The following is a 16319-nucleotide window of genomic DNA, read 5'->3' as shown; positions in this document are numbered from 1 at the left end:
TGGTCAGTCCTCCGGCAGCTCGACCGGCGCGATCTCGTCGTAGACGTCGCCCGGCCCGGGGTTGGAGCCGTCGGTCGCCCCGCCGAAGTGGTGCATGACGCCCCAGACCGCGTTCAGCGCGGTCTGGACGGCGCCCTCGGCCCAGCCGGCCGTCCAGGAGATGTCGTCGCCGGCGAGGAAGATGCCCCGCTTGTCCTCGGGCAGCCGGTCCTGCATGAAGTGCGTGAACAGACGGCGCTGGTAGCGGTAGTGGCCCGGCAGGTTGGCCTTGAACGCGCCCATGAAGTAGGGCTCGTTCTCCCAGGAGACGGTCACCGGGTTGCCGATGATGTGCTTCCGGATGTCGACCTTCGGGTAGATCTCGCCGAGCGACTTCAGCATGACCTCCATCCGCTCGCTCGCGGACAGCGGCAGCCACTTCAGGCTGTCGTCGCACCACGTGTAGGAGAGGCAGATGACGGCGGGCTTGTCCGGACCGTCGTCGAGCAGGTAGGTCCCGCGCGTCATGCGGTCCGTCAGCGTCATCGACATGACGTCCCGGCCGGTCGGATTTCCCCTGTCGTCGACGGCCTTGTCCAGCCAGAACGGCCGGTCGACGGGCACGAAGAGCTTGCTGGACTCCATGTAGTGCGTGCGCTCGATCGCCGTCCAGTGGTCGATCGGGAAGAGCGAGTCGTCGCAGGCGATCTTCGACAGCAGCATCCAGGACTGCGCGGTGAAGATCGCCGCCTGGTAGGTGCGGATGTCGCCGTTCGCGTCCGTCACGGTGATCCGGTTGCCGGCGGTGCGGTGCAGCCGGGTCACGGCCGGGCGGGGCGCGCCGTTGTCGTGGAGCGAGGCGAGCGAGGTCCCGTAGGGCCAGTGGACGATCTTCTCCGGCTCGCGCTCCCACATGCGCAGCGGCAGCTGCTGGGAGCCGCCGACGATGCCGCGGTGGTGGTCGTCGGCCTCGGTGTAGACGACCCGCAGGATCTCCAGGATGGAGTTCGGGAAGTCGGTGTCCCAGCCGCCGGTGCCGAAGCCGACCTGGCCGAAGATCTCGCGGTGCCGGAAGGACTTGAAGGCCTCGGAGTCGCAGAGGAAGCCGTAGAAGGTCTGGTTGTCGAGCTTCTCGACGAGCTGCGCCCAGATCTCACGGATGCGCGGCACGTCCCGCTCGCGCATCGCGCGGTTCATGTCGGTGAAGTCGGCGCCCTCTTCGAGGCACTTGTTCCAGGCCGCGGCGACATCCCGGTAGACCTGCGGAAGGTCCTCGACCGTCTCGGCGTAGTGCGACTCGCCCTTGAGGTCGACGACGGTCGACGGGGTGGCCTCGGCGAGCGGGTTCGGGAAGGGGCTGGTCTGCAGGCCCACGAGGTCGATGTAGTGCTGGAGGGCCGTGGAGGACGGCGGGAAGCGCATCGCGCCCATCTCCGCCGTGAGGCCCTCGGTGCCGGCGCCGTCGAAACCGACGGTGCGCAGCCGGCCGCCGATCTCGTCGGCCTCGTACACGACGGGCTTGAGGCCCATCTTCATCAGCTCGTACGCGGCCACGATGCCGGAGAGGCCGCCGCCGATGACCGCGACCTCGGTGCCGTGCTCGGTCGCGGGTATCTGGCCGAGCCCCGCCGGGTGGGCGAGGAAGTCGTCGTAGGCGTACGGGAAGTCCGGGCCGAACATGGTGATCGGCGGCTGCTGCTCGTCGGCGTGCTGGACGGCGTTGGGCACCGTGGACGTCATGGGGTACGGACTCCTTGCGACTGCGACTGCGAGGGGGAAGCGGCGGAGGTTCAGACGAGCGTCCCGTAGAGGCCGGGGCGGCGGTCGGTCAGATACGGGTTCGCCTCGCGCGAGGCGGCGAGGAAGACGGGGTCGACGTCGGCGAGGACGAGCTCGTCACCGCGGCCGGCGCGGGTACGGGCGACCCCGTCGGGGCCGGCGAGCGTGGAGAGACCGACGAACTCGAACTCCCCTTCCCGGCCGACCCGGTTGACGTACGCGACGTACATCTGGTTCTCGAAGGCGCGCACCGGGATCATCGACTCGGCGACGAACTGGAACGGGTGCATCTGCGCGGTCGGCACGACGAGGAGGTCCGTACCGGCGAGGGCGTGGGCGCGGACGTTCTCCGGGAACTCGACGTCGTAGCAGATCAGGAGCCCGACGCGGAGGCCTTCGAGGTCGGCCTGGACGACCTGCTGCTCGCCCGGCGTGAAGTGGTCGCGCTCGAAGCAGCCGAAGAGGTGGGTCTTGCGGTAGTTGGCGAGGCGGGTGCCGTCGGCGGAGATCAACTGGGCGGAGTTGAAGACGGCGTCGCCGTCCCGCTCGGGGTAGCCGTAGACGACGGCCAGGCCGTGCCGGGTGGCTGTCTCGGCGATCGCGTCCGCGCACTCGCCGTCGGCGGGCTCGGCGAGGCGGGCGATGTCGTCGCCGATCGCGTACCCGGTCAGAAACATCTCCGGCGTGACCAGCAGTCCGGCGCCCGCCGCGGCGGCGCGGCCCGCGGCCTCGTCGAGGACCTTGAGGTTCTCGACGGTCGAGCCGGGGCGGCCGGAGCTCTGGAGCAGGGCGGAGCGCATGCGTGTTCCTCACCGGGCGGAAGGGGGGTTGAGGGCCGTGTAGGGGCCATGTAGACGGTACGGGCGGCCGGCAGGGGCGGACAAGGAGGAGCCGTTGCGCGCCGGTGAGCGGTTTGTTGCGTGCACTGACAGGTCGGCGGCGATTCGTTGCGTGACCCCGGTCGTAGTCCCGCTCCTCCTGGCAGCGCAGGTCCGGCCGGTCTCCCCCGCCGGACGGCGGAGAGCGGGTTGCGCCCCGGGCGCGATGTGCCGCGGGCGCGCCGCCGGGAGAGTGGGGGCCGTCCACTCGACCCGGCTTGACCTGCGGAAAGGACCACGATGAACCACCGTGCAAAGATCGTTGTGCTCGGCTGTGCACTCCTGCTCACGGCCGGAGCCGCTGCCACCGCAACCGCGTCCGGCGACGCGCCGCGGCAGCGCGAGGCCGCCGCGCTGACCGGCACCGCCAAGCTGTACCGCTCGGCCGGGGACGACATCACGTTCTCGTTCGACGCGCACCTGGCGGCGAAGGACACGGCCGACCCGACGAAGGCCACCGGCACCTTCGAGTTCAGCCACTACCTGAACGGCGAGGGCGCCCGGGCGAAGGCGAAGGTCGACTGTCTGCTGACCGGTGGGAAGGTGGCCGTCGTCTCCGGGGTCATCACCTCCTCCGACCTGCCGGGCGCCGAGGGCAAGCGGGTCGGCGTCACCGTCCACGACGTCGGCGGCCACGACCGGCTCGGCTACAGCTGGGCCTCCACGGGCAGCCCCGTCGAGACGAAGGAGCTGCCCAAGTGCGTGAGCTCCGCCCCCTTCGAGAAGGTCAAGAAGGGGACGGGCGACTTCACGGTCGTGCCGTGGCGGCCCGGCTTCTAGCCAGAGCCAGCGCCGTCACGAGGTAGGGAACCGCGAGCACCGCGAAGACCGTGCTGTGCGCGGCGCCCGTGCCGAGCAGCGCGTACACACCGAAGGTGGCGACCGTGGCCAGCTCGGTGCCGAGGCTCGCCACGGAGGTGAGCGTGGCCCGGCGGGACTCGTCGATCCGGTGCTGGAGGCGGACGTCGGCGAGCACCTCCGCCAGCTGGAACCCGGCGAAGGCGAGGCTCAGCAGGGCGATACCGGCCAGTGAGCGGGCCGCGGCGCCGACGGCAAGGGCGAGCGCCGCGCCCGCGAGCAGCGCCGCGAGCCCCCTCGTGCCGAGGCGTTCGGCGGGTCCGGCGAGGAGGCTGCCGGCGGTGACGCCCGCCCAGATCAGCATGATCAGGTAGGGGACGGTCGCCTCGGCGAAGCCGATCTCCCGGACCAGCAGCGGGGTGTACTCGTCGAGGGCGCCCCATACGGCGGCCACGGCCGGGAGCAGCAGCAGGGCACCACGCACCGAACGGTCCCTGCGTACCTGGGCGAGTCCGGTCCGCAGGGTCGTCGCCCAGCTGTCACCCCCGGTCTCCGGCCGCACCCGGTGCTCCGGGAACCGGGTCGCGGTGAGGGCGGTCAGCACACAGGCCAGGAAGCTCGCGGCGCCGACGGCCGTGTAGCCGCCCTGGGTGAAGACGGGCCCCGCGAGGCCGGTGGAGGCGACGGTGCCCAGCAGTCGCGCGGCCCGGGACCTGCCCATGACCCGGGCGTACCGGTCGGCGGCGCCGACGTGGTCCAGCTCGTCGTACACCAGCGCCTCCAGCGCACCGGAGCCGAGTGCGCCGCCGGCGCCCCACAGGACGAAGCCGGCCGCGAAGGCCCAGTACGACGGGACGGCCACCCACAGTCCGAAGCCGACGGCCGTGAGCAGCGGGCCGATCCACAGCAGCCGGCGCCGCGAGACGGCGTCGGCCCAGGCGCCGGAGGGGACCTCCAGCACGACGCCGGTGATCGACCACAGGGCGAACAGGGAGGAGATCTGCCAGAGCGACATGCCGGTGTCGGCGAACAGCAGCGCGTACACCGGGTAGAGCAGGACGAAGTCGTCGAGGAACGAGTAGCCGTACAGCGTGGCCGTGAGGCGGCGGACGCCGAGTTCGGGCACGCGTGCAGGTGAGAGTGTCATGAGGCCTTCCCGCAGGGACAGTTCGGACGCCGGGGGTACGGCGGCCGAGGTGGCCCTCGGGAGGCACGGCTGGTGGATCAATGTCGCCAGGTCATGGCATCGATGGTAGGCCGATCCGGCTCACTCGTGCAGGGAGTTTGTGGCTCCCTCGTAGTGGGCGGCGGGCAGCGCGAAGGTGGTGATGACGGCTGCGTGGTCGGACGGCCACTCGTTGTGCTCGACGTCCGGCCAGGGGCGCGGGTGGCCGCTGACGCAGGTCTCGGAGTCGAGCACGCGCAGGCCACGGTGGAGGACGAAGTCGATCCGGTCCTGCGGCTCCGGGCGCCCGCTGCCGTCCTCGTGCACGGGGTGGATCGGCGACCAGGTGTGGCCGGGGTGGGCCCTCGGGTCGGGGTGGGCCTCGCGGTAGGAGTCCCGCAGCCCCGCCTCCTCGGCCGCCTTGGTCACCGGCCATTCCACGTCCGGCCGGTCCAGGTGGGAGGGGCTGTTGAAGTCGCCGACGAGGACGACGGGCGCGGCGGGGTCGGCCGTCTCCTCGATCCGGCGCAGGGTCTCCCGCATCTGGTCGAGCCGGACCTCCTCGTGGGCGATCAGGTCGGCGGCCGGCAGCCCGTCGAACGCGGACTCGTACGGCCCGTACGGCGTGTAGTCCAGGTGGGCCGTCCAGACGTCGACCTCCTCGCCTCCTACGCGGACACGAACCCCGGCGGCCCCGTAGAACCCGACGTCGGGGTCGCCGAGGGGGGCCGTGACGGGGTACCGGCTGATGATCCCGAGGTTCTCCCCGGCGCGGTGGTGGTACCAGCCGAGTGCCTCGGCGAGTTCTTCGGCGGCGGTGCCGTACGTCTCCTGGAGCCCGACCACGTCCACGTCGGTCTCGGCGATGACCTTGAGCTGCTTGGCACGGTGGTCGTGGACCTTGGTGCCGCCGTACCAGAGGTTCCAGCTCATGACGCGGAGCCGGTACGGCAGCAGGGCGCGCAGCCGCTGCGGGGTGACGCCCGTCAGGCCGTCCAGGACGGTCCGGCCTGGCCCCGCGTCGATCGGGGCGAGCGAGGGCACCGCGAGCACCGTGCAGCCCGCGGCCTCGGCGGAGGCGACGCCCGTCTCGGTGTCCTCGACGGCCACGCAGGCCGCCGGGTCGACGTCGAGGAGGCGGCAGGCGGCGAGGTAGGGGTCGGGGGCGGGCTTGGTGCGGTCGGTGTCGTCAGCGGTGACGGAGACGGCGAAGCGGTCGGCGCCGAGGGCTTCGAGGACGGTTTCGGCGACAGCTCTCGGGGACGCGGTCACCAGAGCCGTCAGTACGCCCTCGCGGGCGAGCGCGTCGAGCAGGTCGAGCGCGCCCGGTCGGGGCACGATGCCGGCGCGGACGCGATCCGCGAACTCCCGGTGCAGCACCTCGGCGAGCGTGTCCGCCGGGGTGCCGGTGACACCGGACAGCCAGTCGGCGGTGTGTTCGACGGCCCGGCCGAGCACCTGAGGCTCGTCCGCCTCGGTCAGGGCCCGGCCGGCCACCTGCTCCACCGCCTCCCACCACAGCCGCTCGGTGTCGACGAGCGTGCCGTCCATGTCGAACAAGACGGCCTGGAGCGGGAGTCGGGTCACGGTTGTCTCTTTCATGCGTGGGGGGGATCAGCAGGTAGTACGGAAGTCAGCGGCTACGTTCGGCCACCAGCACCGGCCGCTCCGGCAGCGACACGCTGACCGCGGTGCCGGCGCCGAGCGCGGCCGTCTCGTGCGCGGGCAGGTCGGCCTTGACCTCGGTGCCGTCGGCGAGCCGTACGGTCAGCCGGGTGGTGGCGCCGAGGAACGCCGTGGCGACCACGCGTGCGTCGGCCGCGTCGTCGGCGCGCACCGTCACCGCTTCGGGCCGCACCAGCACGTCGACGTCGGACACCGAGGGTGCGTCGCCGTCGACCGGCAGCCGCCGGCCCAGCACCTCGACGCCGTCCTCGACGAGCCGGCCCGGAATGCGGCTCATCGTGCCGACGAACTCGGCGACGAAGGCCGTGGCGGGGCGGCCGTACAACTCGGCCGGAGCGGCGCACTGTTCGAGCCGTCCGGAGCGCATGACCGCGACCCGGTCGGCCATCGACAGGGCCTCCTCCTGGTCGTGGGTGACGAACAGGGTGGTGATGCCCAGCTCCCGCTGGAGCCGCCGGATCTCCTCGCGCAGCGTCAGCCGCACCTTGGCGTCGAGCGCCGACAGCGGCTCGTCGAGCAGCAGGACGCGCGGGCGCAGGGCGAGGGCCCTGGCCAGGGCGATGCGCTGCTGCTGGCCACCGGAGAGCTGGTGCGGGTAGCTCTCGCCCTTGTCGGCGAGGCCGACCAGCTCCAGCAACTCGGCGGCGCGGGCACGCCGTTCGGCGGTGCGCACCTTGCGCATGCGCAGCCCGAACGCCACGTTGTCGAGGGCGCTCAGATGCGGGAAGAGGCTGTACGACTGGAAGACCATCCCGGCGTCCCGGCGATGCGCGGGGATACCGGTGACGTCCTCGCCGTCCACCAGCACCTGGCCGGAGTCGGGGTGCTCGAACCCGGCGAGCATGCGCAGCGCGGTGGTCTTGCCGCAGCCGGACGGGCCGAGCAGAGCGAGGAGTTCACCCGGTCGCACGGTCAGGTCGAGTCCGTCGAGGGCGACGGTGGTTCCGAACTCCCGGCGCAGTCCCCGGAATTCGACGGTGGCGGCCTGCGCCACTGCCTTTTCGGGCGCTGTCTTTTCAAGCACGGTCATGGTTCATCCCCGGGAGGTAGGACGGGTACGGCCGCCGAAGCCGGCGAGCACAAGGAGCAGCACCCAGGTCACGAGCAGGCTGAGCACGGACACGGCGACGGACAGCTGGGCCTGCGAGCCGCTGACGTTCACGATCCACACCGCGAAGGGCTGGAAGCCGAGCAGCTGCGCCACGGTGAACTCGCCGAGCACCAGGGCGAGGGTGAGGAAGGAGGCGTTGAGCAGGGCGCCGCGCAGGTTGGGCAGGACGGCCTGCACCAGCGCCTGCGGCCAGCTCGCTCCGCAGCTGCGGGCGGCCTCCACGAGGGTGGGCACGTCGATGGCACGCAGCCCGGCGTCCAGTGCCCGGTACACGAACGGCAGCGCCATCACGACGTAGGCGAGGACGAGCACGAACGGGAAGTCGGGGTTCTGGATCGCGACGAACGTCTGGAACAGCGGCGTCCGCGACAGGTGCTCGGGCCCCCACTTCAGCACCGTCCCGATCCCGGCGACGAACGCGATGGGCGGCACGACCAGCGGCAGCGAGCACACGATCTCGACGACGGACCGCAGCCGGGGCGCGCCGAGCCGCAGCGCGACCATCGCGGGCACCATCAGCAGCAGGACGACGGCGATGGTGGCGAGGGCCAGCTCCAGGGAGAGCAGCAGGCTGGAGGTGAAGCCGTCGGTGGAGAAGATCTGGCCGTAGGCGTCGAAGGTGAGGCCCTGCCCGGGCACGTCGACCGTGAAGATCACCGACGCGGCGAGCGGCACCAGGAAGTACAGGCCGGCGAGGCCGAGCACGCCCCACCGCCACAGGTTCAGGCGAGCCATCGCGCGCTCCGTCGTTGCAGGGGCAGGTACACGGCCATGACCAGGCCGGCGACCAGAACCATGTCGAGGCTGAGGGCCAGCGCCACGTTCTCCTGGCCGACCAGCACGTTGCCGGAGAGGGCGTCGGCGATCTGGAGGGTGACCAGCGGGACGGAACTGCCCACCATCGCGGCGGCGGTGGCGTAGGCGGCGAAGGCGCTGCCGAAGAGCAGGACGAACCCGCCGAGGAGCGTGGGCAGCAGGACCGGCAGGGCCACATGGCGCCAGTACTGCACGGCCGTGGCGCCGTTGTTCTGCGCCGCCTCGCGCCACTGGGAGCGCAGGCCGTCCAGGGCCGGGGTGATGGTGAGGACCATCAGCGGGATCAGGAAGTACAGGTAGACGAGGACCAGGCCCCAGAAGCTGTAGAGGTCCCAGCCCTTGTCCGTGAGGCCCAGGTGGCGGGTCAGCACACCGGCGTTGCCGAGCGTGGCGACGAAGGCGAAGGCCAGCGGGACGCCACCGAAGTTGGCGAGTACCCCGGACGCGGTGAGCACGGCCTCACGCAGGGCGCGGAAACGGGAGGTCACCACGGCCTGGGCGAGCGGCAGCCCGAGGAGGGCGCCGAGCGCGGCGGAGACGGCGGACAGCTTGACGCTGCCGAGCAGTGCCGTGAGGTACGCGCCCTGGAGCGAGGCGGTCAGGTTGTCGGCGCTGTACGAAGTCGCGCCGGTGGCCGGGTCCTTGACGGTGAAGGCGCCGTCCAGCATGGCCAGGGCGGGCAGTCCGAAGGCGAGCGCGGTGAAAACGAGCAGCGGGGCGACGGCGAGCGAGCCGCCCAGGGCACGGCGCCGCCGCTTGCGCGCAGCGGCAGGCGCCGTGTCGACCCGGGTGAGGGTGGTCGTCATCCGGAGACGGCCTTCGCCCAGCCCTGGCCGAGGACCGTCTTGGCCTTGTTCTGCTGCTCCTCGGTCGGGAAGGAGGGCGTGCCGGAGACCTCGGGCAGCTTGGCCGCGGCCGCCTTGTCGAGGGTGCCGGCCTTGTCCATGGCCGTCATCAGGGCCGGCCGGGCATAGCCCTTGAGCCACAGGTTCTGGCCCTCGGCGCTGTAGAGGTACTCCTGCCACAGGCGGGCGGTCGCGGGGTGCGGGGCGTCCTTGTTGATCGCCTGGGAGTAGTACTGCGAGAACTGGCCGTCGCTCGGCACCGACACCTGCCAGTCGACGCCCTTGGACTTGAACTCCTCGGCGTATCCGGCGTTGAGGTAGTCCCAGTCGATGCTGATGGGCGTCTCGCCCTTCTCGACGGTGGCCGGGGTCGACTCGACGGGCGTGTAGTTGCCGTTCTTCTTCAGCTTGGCGAAGAAGTCCAGGCCGGGCTGGATGTCGTCGAAGGAGCCGCCGTTCGCGAGCGCCGCCGCGTACACGCCGCCGAAGGCCGAGCCGGACTTGGTGGGGTTGCCGTTGAGGGCGACCTGGCCCTTGTACTGCGGCTTCAGCAGGTCGGCGAAGGTCTTCGGGCACTCCTTGACGCGCTTGGCGTCGCACCCGATGGAGATGTAGCCGCCGTAGTCGTTGAACCAGCGGGCCTGCGCGTCCTTCTGGCCCTCGGGGATGTCGGCGAAGGCCTCCACCTTGTACGGCGCGAGCAACCCCTGCTGGGCGGCGCTGATCGCGAAGGAGCTGCCGAGGTCGAGCACGTCAGGGGCGCGGTCCTGCCCCTTGCGCGACGTCACGGCGTTGATCTCGTCCTGGCTGGAGCCGTCGGGGTTCTCGACCTCGACCTTGATGCCGTACTTCTTCTCGAAGCCGTCGATGAGGGCGCCGTAGTTGGCCCAGTCGCGGGGCAGCGCCATGGCGTGCAGCGTGCCCTCCTTCTTGGCCGCCTCGACCAGCTTGTCCATCCCGCCCAGGTCTGCGGCGGAGGTGGCGGTGGCGGCGCTCTTGCCGTCGGCGGAGGTGGACGCGTTGTCGGGGGCGGCGCCACAGGCGCTCAGGGCGAGCACGGCGACGACGGCGAGCGCACCGCCGAGAGCGGCGTTTCTCGGCAGGGAAACGGACACGGGTTCTCCAGGGGACGCGCGAGGGTGCAGGAGGATCTTGTCCAGGAAAGGTCTCGAACTTGTCTGAACAAGTTGGCCCCAGTAGGCCCGCCGATGGTGACACGTTCATGAACACTGGCGAAAGCCTCTGCCCTGAATTCGTGCACACTCTCCACTGACACGGAGCGCCGGACGGTCTCGATTAGGCTGGTCACGCTGTGCACAGCAACGGACTCAGAGGGGAAGCATGACGGCGCGACACGAGGAGATCGCAGACGAACTGCGTCGGGCGATCGACCGCGAGGAGTACACGGTCGGCTCGCTGCTGCCCGCCGAGACGGATCTCGCGGCCCAGTACGGCGTCTCGCGCGGGACGGTCCGGCAGGCCGTCGCGGCACTGACCGCCGAGGGCCTCATCGGCTCACGCCAGGGCGCCCGACGGGTGGTCCTGGCCAGCCGCCGCAGCCAGAGCTTCGCCGAACTGCGCAGCTTCGCCCAGTGGGCGCACGCGATGGGGCGGGAGGCGACCGGCCACGTGGTCGCGCAGGAACACCGGCCCGCGACGAAGGAGGACGCCGTACGCCTCCAACTGAGCCCCGGAACCCCGGTGTTGCATGTCCTGCGGATGCGCGGCCTGGACGGCGAGCCGGTCCTGCTGGAGCGCACGGTCTACGCCGACTGGATCGCCCCGGCCGTCGAGGCCATAGAGCCCGACTGCCCTTCCGTCACCCAACGCCTGTACGACGACACGGGGTTGGTCTTCGCCTACGGCGAGCACGTCATCGACGCGGTGTCAGCGGGCGCCCAGGACGCCGAGTTGCTGGGCATCCGCCGCACGAGCCCCTTGCTCCGGGTCCGCCGCGTGACGACGACCCGCGAGGGTCGCCCGGTGGAGTGGTCGGACGACCGCTACCGCTCGGACGCGGTGAGCTTCAGCGTGCACAACTCGATCGACAACAACGCCCTGGCCCGCAAGACGGCCGATTGACCCTCCCCCGAACGGCTACCCGCCTCCACCTGCTGGAGGAGGCCCCGTGCTGGGCGACCGGGCGAGACTTCCCCCATGGACGCCACCGAGATCCCCGCCCTGCCGTTCGTGGACGAGCACACGACGACCGTCGAGGCGAACGCCGACGCCGTCTGGCGCGACCTGACCGCCCGGATGGACGGCGCCCGAGGATTCCGGGTGGCGGTGTCGACCCCGGGCCGGGAGTTGGCCCTGGTCGGCCATCACCCCTTCTCGAGGTACGCGCTGATCTTCCACTTGGACGAGACGGAGCAGGGCCACACACACCTGCGGGCCGAGACACGGGCCAGCTTCCCCGGCCCGGCGGGTGCCGTCTACCGACGCCTCGTCATAGGCACCGGCGCCCACGCACTGGTCGTACGGCACATGCTGACGAAGGTCCGCGAGAACGCCGCCTAAGGGGCGCGGGGAACTGGCACGACAAGCCCCCACCCACCCGCACCCGGAAAACTACGTGGGCGACCCGGAAGAAAACCGCCGCAACAACGGCGACAGCACCAGCACAGACTTGGTCCGCTCCACGAACGGCTCCCCCGCGATCCGCTCGAGGACCCGCTCGAAGTGCCGCATGTCGGAGGCGAAGACCTGCACGACCGCATCCGCGTCACCGGTCACCGTGGACGCCGCCACGACCTCCTGGTACCGCTCAAGCCCCCGCCGGATCGTCTCCGGCGAGGTGTTGTGCCGGCAGTAGATCTCGACGAACCCCTCGGTCTCCCAGCCGAGCGCCGCCGGATCCACCCGTACGGTGAATCCGGTGATCGCTCCGGTGGCGCGCAGCCGGTCCACGCGCCGTTTCACGGCGGGCGCGGACAGGCCGACCAGTTGCCCGATGTCCGCGTAGGAGCGGCGGGCATCCTCGGCGAGGGCGTGCACGATGCGTTCGTCGAGATCGTTCAGCACTGCTGGTGGTTCACTTCACTTCTGGTGTCGCAAGACGGGAACGGCGATAGCCGTACACGAAGTAGAACACGAGACCGGCCGCCATCCAGAACCCGAAGACCACCCAGGTCACGGTGTCCAGGCTGAACATGTTGTACGCGCAGAACAGGAAGCCCAGCACCGGCAGCACCGGCCCGAACGGCACCCTGAACGTGCGCTCGAGCTCCGGCCGCCGGTACCGCAGGATGATCACCGCGATGTTGACCAGCGCGAAGGCGAACAGCGTGCCGATGCTGGTCGCGTCGACGAGCTTGCCCAGCGGGATGAGGGCCGCGAGCGCACCGCAGAAGAGGGACACGATGATCGTGTTGAGACGGGGCGCGCCGGTCTTCTTGTGGACCTTGCCGAGCGCCTTCGGGACCAGGCCGTCGCGGGACATCGCGAAGAGGATGCGGGTCTGGCCGTAGAGCACGGTGAGGACGACGCTCGCGATGGAGATGACCGCACCGAGGGCGAGCAGGGTGCCCCAGAAGGTCTGCCCGCTGACGTCGTTCATGATCGCGGCGAGGGAGGCCTCGGAGCCCTCGAACTTGGTCCAGTTCCAGGCACCGACGGCGACACCCGCGACGAGCACGTACAGCGCGGTCACGATGATCAGCGACAGCATGATCGCCCGCGGCAGGTCCCGCTTGGGGTCCTTCGCCTCCTCGCCCGCGGTGGAGGCGGCGTCAAAGCCGATGTACGAGAAGAACAGCGTCGCACCCGCCGCGCTCACGCCCGCCATGCCGAGCGGCATGAAGTCCTCGTAGTTGCCGGACTTGAAGCCCATGAAGCCGACCGCGCAGAACAGCACCAGCGCGGCGATCTTGACGGCGACCATGATCGTGTTGGCCCGGGCGGACTCCCGGACGCCACCGAGCAGGAAGATCATCGCCAGCAGCACGACGATCAGGGCGGGCAGGTTGATGATCCCACCCTCACCGGGCGCCGAGGACAGCACGGACGGGATGGTGACGCCTATCGTCCCGTCAAGCAGCTCGTTGAGGTACTCGCCCCAGCCGACGGCGACGGCGGCCACCGACACGCCGTACTCCAACACCAGGCACCAGCCGCAGACCCACGCGACCAGCTCGCCCATCGTTGCGTACGCATACGAGTACGAGGAGCCCGCGACCGGGATGCTGCCGGCCAGCTCGGCGTACGACAGGGCCGAGAACAGCGCCGTGAGACCGGCGATCACGAAGGCCAGGGTGACCGCGGGACCGGCCTCCGGGACGGCGTCGCCGAGGACGACGAAAATGCCGGTGCCGAGGGTGGCACCGATGCTGATCATGGTCAGCTGCCACATGCCGAGAGAGCGCCGCAGGGACCCTCCCTCACCCTGGCCACCCTCCGCGACCAGGTGTTCCACGGGCTTGCGACGCATGAGGCGCGCGCCGACTCCGAGGGACGCGGGGGCGGCGGTCTGGCTTGGGTTCTGCGGGGGTGCGCCTTGATCGAGCACGCGCTGGGCTCCTTATCGCTGCCGGTCAGGGCGGCAGGGACCGGCGGCACCCCTTCGAGCAGGGACCCACCGAGCGGGGTCCCTGCCACGCCACGTACGAGGCGACAGCCTACGAGGATCGGCGTTGCTGGTGAAATGCAGCAACCTTGCGCATGCCCGCAAGATCATTGCGTTCCTCGGGGCAGGGTGAGTGTTCGTTGCGCGGCGGCTTTCGACCGTTGCGCAGCGGTCCGATCAGCGCAGTTTCTTGATCAGGAAAGCGCAGGGGTCGACGCACTCGCGCAGGGCGCCGTCGACGTCCTCGTACGAGTAGCGGTCGAGGTAGTCGACCAGGGGCCGATAGCCGAGCCGGCCGTACAGGGCGGCCGCGCGCGGGTTGTCCAGGCCGACACCGATACCGGCCACCGGCAGGCCGCGTTCCCGGGCAAGGCCCTCGGCAGCGCGGATCAGCGCGGTGCCGATGCCGCGCGAGCGGAGCTCCTCGCGGACGCCGAGCCCACCGATCTCGGGGCAGGCGGTCGTCACCTCGGGCGCGTCACAGCCGCTCCACCGCATCTCGGCGTGGCCCACCGGCCGCCCCTCCAGCCAGGCCACGAGATACGTGCACGCCCCAGCCTCCTGCCGAGCGAATCGCCGGGCGTGGAACGAGGTGCGACCTGGCGAGCCCAGGTGCCGGTCGAGCAGGGCGACGTCGCCGGCCGTACAGACGGTGATCTCCATGCCGCGACAGTAGAACGCGCGCACGCCGAACGGCCCCCGATTTTCCCGGCGAACGGGACAACGGGGGCCACGGGCAAGCGAGTTGGGGTCAGCTCCAGCTGGCGTGCAGCGGCTTGCCCTCCGCGTATCCCGCCGCGCTCTGGATGCCGACGACCGCCTTCTCGGCGAACTCCTCCAGGGAGCCCGCGCCGGCGTAGGTGCAGGAGGACCGCACGCCCGCGATGATCGAGTCGATGAGGTCCTCCACGCCCGGCCGGGCCGGGTCGAGGAACATCCGCGAGGTGGAGATGCCCTCCTCGAACAGCGCCTTGCGGGCCCGGTCGTACGACGACTCGTCGGACGTACGGTTGGCCACGGCACGCGCGGAGGCCATGCCGAACGACTCCTTGTAGAGGCGGCCGTTCGCGTCCTGCTGGAGGTCGCCCGGCGACTCGAAGGTACCCGCGAACCAGGACCCGACCATCACGTTGGACGCACCGGCGGCCAGCGCCATGGCGACGTCACGCGGGTGCCGGACGCCACCGTCGGCCCAGACGTGCTTGCCGTACTTCTTCGCCTCGGCGGCGCACTCCAGGACCGCGGAGAACTGCGGCCGGCCGACGCCGGTCATCATGCGGGTCGTGCACATGGCGCCGGGGCCGACACCGACCTTGATGATGTCCGCGCCGGCCTCGATCAGGTCCCGCACACCCTCGGCGGCCACGATGTTGCCGGCCACGATCGGCACCTGCGGGTCGAGCGCCCGCACGGTCCGGATCGCGGCGATCATCGACTCCTGGTGGCCGTGCGCCGTGTCGATGACGAGCGTGTCGACGCCCGCGTCGAGCAGCTGCTTGGCCTTGCCCGCCACGTCGCCGTTGATGCCGACGGCGGCCGCTATGCGCAGCTTGCCGTTGGCGTCGACGGCCGGCGAGTACAGGGTGGCGCGCAAGGCGCCCTTGCGCGTGAGGATGCCCGCGAGACGGCCGTCCTTGTCGACGGCGGGGGCGTAGCGCCGGTTGTGGTGGTCGAGGGTGTTGAAGGCCTCGCGCGGGTCGAGGTCCGCGTCCAGGAGCAGCAGGTCCCGGGACATGACCACTTCGAGCTGCGTGAAGCGGTCCACGCCGGACAGGTCGGAGTCGGTGACCACGCCGATCGGCTTGAAGTCGTCGTCGACGACCACACCGGCGTTGTGCGCGCGCTTGGGCAGCAGGGCCAGCGCGTCGGCGACGGTCTGGTGCGGGGCCAGCACGATCGGGGTGTCGAGGACGTGGTGCCGGCTCTTCACCCAGGAGACGACCTCGGTGACGACCTCGATCGGGATGTCCTGCGGGATGACCACCAGGCCGCCGCGCCGGGCCATCGTCTCGGCCATCCGGCGGCCGGCGATGGCGGTCATGTTGGCGACGACCAGCGGGATGGTGGTGCCCGTGCCGTCCGGGGAGCTGAGGTCCACGCCCTGCCGCGAGCCCACCGCGCTGCGGCTCGGGACCATGAAGACGTCGTCGTACGTCAGGTCGTACGCGGGCTGGATGTCATTGAGGAAACGCACGTGCTGCACATCCCAGTCGATCAGAGGTGGCCCCCGGACAGGTCAGCCAGGGGGAAGAGCACGTACTTCATTGTCCCATGCTGACCGGAATGCGGTGCACGGTCACATCATCCAAGCAGGTCAGACACCCCCTAGGAGGATCCTCCAAGAGCGAGCACGACTGTGAGCGCCTGTGTCCGGTCCACCGCCTCGGAAAACACGTCCTGGGCGGTCTCCCACTCGTTGGGCCGCGCCTTCGCGTACGCCCGCCAGTTCCGTACGACGACCAGCAGCCCCTGCTCCACGGCGCCCTCCGGCCAGACGGTGCGGTCGGAGAGGGAGTCGGCGAGCGCGTCCCAGTTGCGGCCGAACCAGTCGGGCAGGTCCAGGGCACGGGCGCAGCGGTCCATCAGGCCGGCCTTGTCCGTGATCCCGTCGAGGTCCAGCGGGACCACGAGCTCCGTCATCTCAGTACCGCCAAGGTCGTAGTGATCGGATGAAGCAGATGAACGAAGGGGGCGACCA

The 16319-nt window shown here is 70.7% G+C and carries 16 protein-coding genes; 3 read left to right on the top strand and 13 right to left on the bottom strand.

The features are described 5' to 3' along the window. Positions 1–3: 3 nt before the first annotated feature. A complete protein-coding gene (locus OHT51_RS35150) occupies positions 4–1719 on the bottom strand; it encodes a flavin monoamine oxidase family protein (protein WP_328882929.1) in 1716 nt (571 codons plus the stop codon). Positions 1720–1769: 50 nt separating this feature from the next. Beyond that, positions 1770–2558: a carbon-nitrogen hydrolase family protein gene (locus OHT51_RS35145; protein WP_328882928.1), complete on the bottom strand. Its 789-nt coding sequence runs from the start codon at positions 2556–2558 to the stop codon at positions 1770–1772. A gap of 318 nt (positions 2559–2876) precedes the next feature. Here OHT51_RS35145 and OHT51_RS35140 point away from each other — a divergent pair, with 318 nt between their 5' ends. Next, on the top strand, positions 2877–3416 hold the full coding sequence (locus OHT51_RS35140; protein WP_328882927.1) for a Repetin: 540 nt from the start codon (positions 2877–2879) through the stop codon (positions 3414–3416). Here OHT51_RS35140 and OHT51_RS35135 read toward each other — a convergent pair. From OHT51_RS35135 to OHT51_RS35110, 6 genes are all read right to left on the bottom strand, one after another. Further along, positions 3385–4581, bottom strand: a complete 1197-nt coding sequence (locus tag OHT51_RS35135) for an MFS transporter (RefSeq protein ID WP_328882926.1) — start codon at positions 4579–4581, stop codon at positions 3385–3387. The two genes, OHT51_RS35140 and OHT51_RS35135, sit on opposite strands and share 32 nt — an antisense overlap. Positions 4582–4701: 120 nt before the next feature. Continuing rightward, complete coding sequence (locus OHT51_RS35130; RefSeq protein WP_328882925.1) at positions 4702–6186, bottom strand: HAD-IA family hydrolase; 1485 nt, start codon at positions 6184–6186, stop codon at positions 4702–4704. A 46-nt stretch (positions 6187–6232) separates the two neighbouring features. Then, positions 6233–7315 carry an ABC transporter ATP-binding protein gene (locus OHT51_RS35125; RefSeq protein ID WP_328882924.1) on the bottom strand — a complete coding sequence of 361 codons (1083 nt, stop codon included), beginning with the start codon at positions 7313–7315 and terminating at the stop codon, positions 6233–6235. A gap of 3 nt (positions 7316–7318) precedes the next feature. Further along, a complete protein-coding gene (locus tag OHT51_RS35120) occupies positions 7319–8131 on the bottom strand; it encodes an ABC transporter permease (protein ID WP_328882923.1) in 813 nt (270 codons plus the stop codon). Further along, entirely contained in the window at positions 8119–9018 is a 900-nt protein-coding gene (locus OHT51_RS35115; RefSeq protein ID WP_328882922.1) for an ABC transporter permease, read from the bottom strand. The genes OHT51_RS35120 and OHT51_RS35115 overlap by 13 nt, the downstream gene beginning before the upstream one ends. Further along, the gene (locus tag OHT51_RS35110; RefSeq protein ID WP_328882921.1) at positions 9015–10172 is read right to left on the bottom strand and encodes an ABC transporter substrate-binding protein; all 1158 of its coding nucleotides are present in this window, start codon (positions 10170–10172) and stop codon (positions 9015–9017) included. The genes OHT51_RS35115 and OHT51_RS35110 overlap by 4 nt, the downstream gene beginning before the upstream one ends. Positions 10173–10398: 226 nt before the next feature. Between OHT51_RS35110 and OHT51_RS35105 the strand changes: the two genes are divergently transcribed. Beyond that, a complete protein-coding gene (locus OHT51_RS35105) occupies positions 10399–11139 on the top strand; it encodes a GntR family transcriptional regulator (RefSeq protein ID WP_328882920.1) in 741 nt (246 codons plus the stop codon). 75 nt (positions 11140–11214) lie between these two features. Next, positions 11215–11577 (top strand): hypothetical protein, encoded by a 363-nt coding sequence (locus tag OHT51_RS35100; protein WP_328882919.1) that lies wholly within the window; start codon positions 11215–11217, stop codon positions 11575–11577. A 51-nt stretch (positions 11578–11628) separates the two neighbouring features. Here OHT51_RS35100 and OHT51_RS35095 read toward each other — a convergent pair whose 3' ends face one another. From OHT51_RS35095 to OHT51_RS35075, 5 genes are all read right to left on the bottom strand, one after another. After that, the gene (locus tag OHT51_RS35095) at positions 11629–12081 is read right to left on the bottom strand and encodes an Lrp/AsnC family transcriptional regulator (protein ID WP_155054451.1); all 453 of its coding nucleotides are present in this window, start codon (positions 12079–12081) and stop codon (positions 11629–11631) included. Positions 12082–12091: 10 nt separating this feature from the next. After that, positions 12092–13564 (bottom strand): amino acid permease, encoded by a 1473-nt coding sequence (locus OHT51_RS35090; RefSeq protein WP_328882918.1) that lies wholly within the window; start codon positions 13562–13564, stop codon positions 12092–12094. A gap of 234 nt (positions 13565–13798) precedes the next feature. Next, positions 13799–14284 (bottom strand): GNAT family N-acetyltransferase, encoded by a 486-nt coding sequence (locus tag OHT51_RS35085; protein ID WP_328882917.1) that lies wholly within the window; start codon positions 14282–14284, stop codon positions 13799–13801. 88 nt (positions 14285–14372) lie between these two features. Next, positions 14373–15815 carry a GuaB1 family IMP dehydrogenase-related protein gene (locus OHT51_RS35080; RefSeq protein WP_328882916.1) on the bottom strand — a complete coding sequence of 481 codons (1443 nt, stop codon included), beginning with the start codon at positions 15813–15815 and terminating at the stop codon, positions 14373–14375. A 131-nt stretch (positions 15816–15946) separates the two neighbouring features. After that, complete coding sequence (locus tag OHT51_RS35075) at positions 15947–16261, bottom strand: barstar family protein (protein ID WP_328882915.1); 315 nt, start codon at positions 16259–16261, stop codon at positions 15947–15949. Positions 16262–16319: the final 58 nt, after the last annotated feature.

It is taken from the genome of Streptomyces sp. NBC_00299, from assembly GCF_036173045.1.
Classification (GTDB): domain Bacteria; phylum Actinomycetota; class Actinomycetes; order Streptomycetales; family Streptomycetaceae; genus Streptomyces; species Streptomyces machairae.
Note: the sequence above shows the minus strand (reverse complement) of the source record. Positions and strands in the feature narration are given on the sequence as shown.

What these genes read in the sequence shown, in the direction of transcription:
- OHT51_RS35135 (WP_328882926.1), bottom strand. Translation starts at nt 4,581, where the DNA reads ATGACACTCTCACCTGCACGCGTGCCCGAACTCGGCGTCCGCCGCCTC.
- OHT51_RS35115 (WP_328882922.1), bottom strand. Translation starts at nt 9,018, where the DNA reads ATGACGACCACCCTCACCCGGGTCGACACGGCGCCTGCCGCTGCGCGC.
- OHT51_RS35120 (WP_328882923.1), bottom strand. Translation starts at nt 8,131, where the DNA reads ATGGCTCGCCTGAACCTGTGGCGGTGGGGCGTGCTCGGCCTCGCCGGC.
- OHT51_RS35145 (WP_328882928.1), bottom strand. Translation starts at nt 2,558, where the DNA reads ATGCGCTCCGCCCTGCTCCAGAGCTCCGGCCGCCCCGGCTCGACCGTC.
- OHT51_RS35085 (WP_328882917.1), bottom strand. Translation starts at nt 14,284, where the DNA reads ATGGAGATCACCGTCTGTACGGCCGGCGACGTCGCCCTGCTCGACCGG.
- OHT51_RS35125 (WP_328882924.1), bottom strand. Translation starts at nt 7,315, where the DNA reads ATGACCGTGCTTGAAAAGACAGCGCCCGAAAAGGCAGTGGCGCAGGCC.
- OHT51_RS35105 (WP_328882920.1), top strand. Translation starts at nt 10,399, where the DNA reads ATGACGGCGCGACACGAGGAGATCGCAGACGAACTGCGTCGGGCGATC.
- OHT51_RS35140 (WP_328882927.1), top strand. Translation starts at nt 2,877, where the DNA reads ATGAACCACCGTGCAAAGATCGTTGTGCTCGGCTGTGCACTCCTGCTC.
- OHT51_RS35100 (WP_328882919.1), top strand. Translation starts at nt 11,215, where the DNA reads ATGGACGCCACCGAGATCCCCGCCCTGCCGTTCGTGGACGAGCACACG.
- OHT51_RS35150 (WP_328882929.1), bottom strand. Translation starts at nt 1,719, where the DNA reads ATGACGTCCACGGTGCCCAACGCCGTCCAGCACGCCGACGAGCAGCAG.
- OHT51_RS35075 (WP_328882915.1), bottom strand. Translation starts at nt 16,261, where the DNA reads ATGACGGAGCTCGTGGTCCCGCTGGACCTCGACGGGATCACGGACAAG.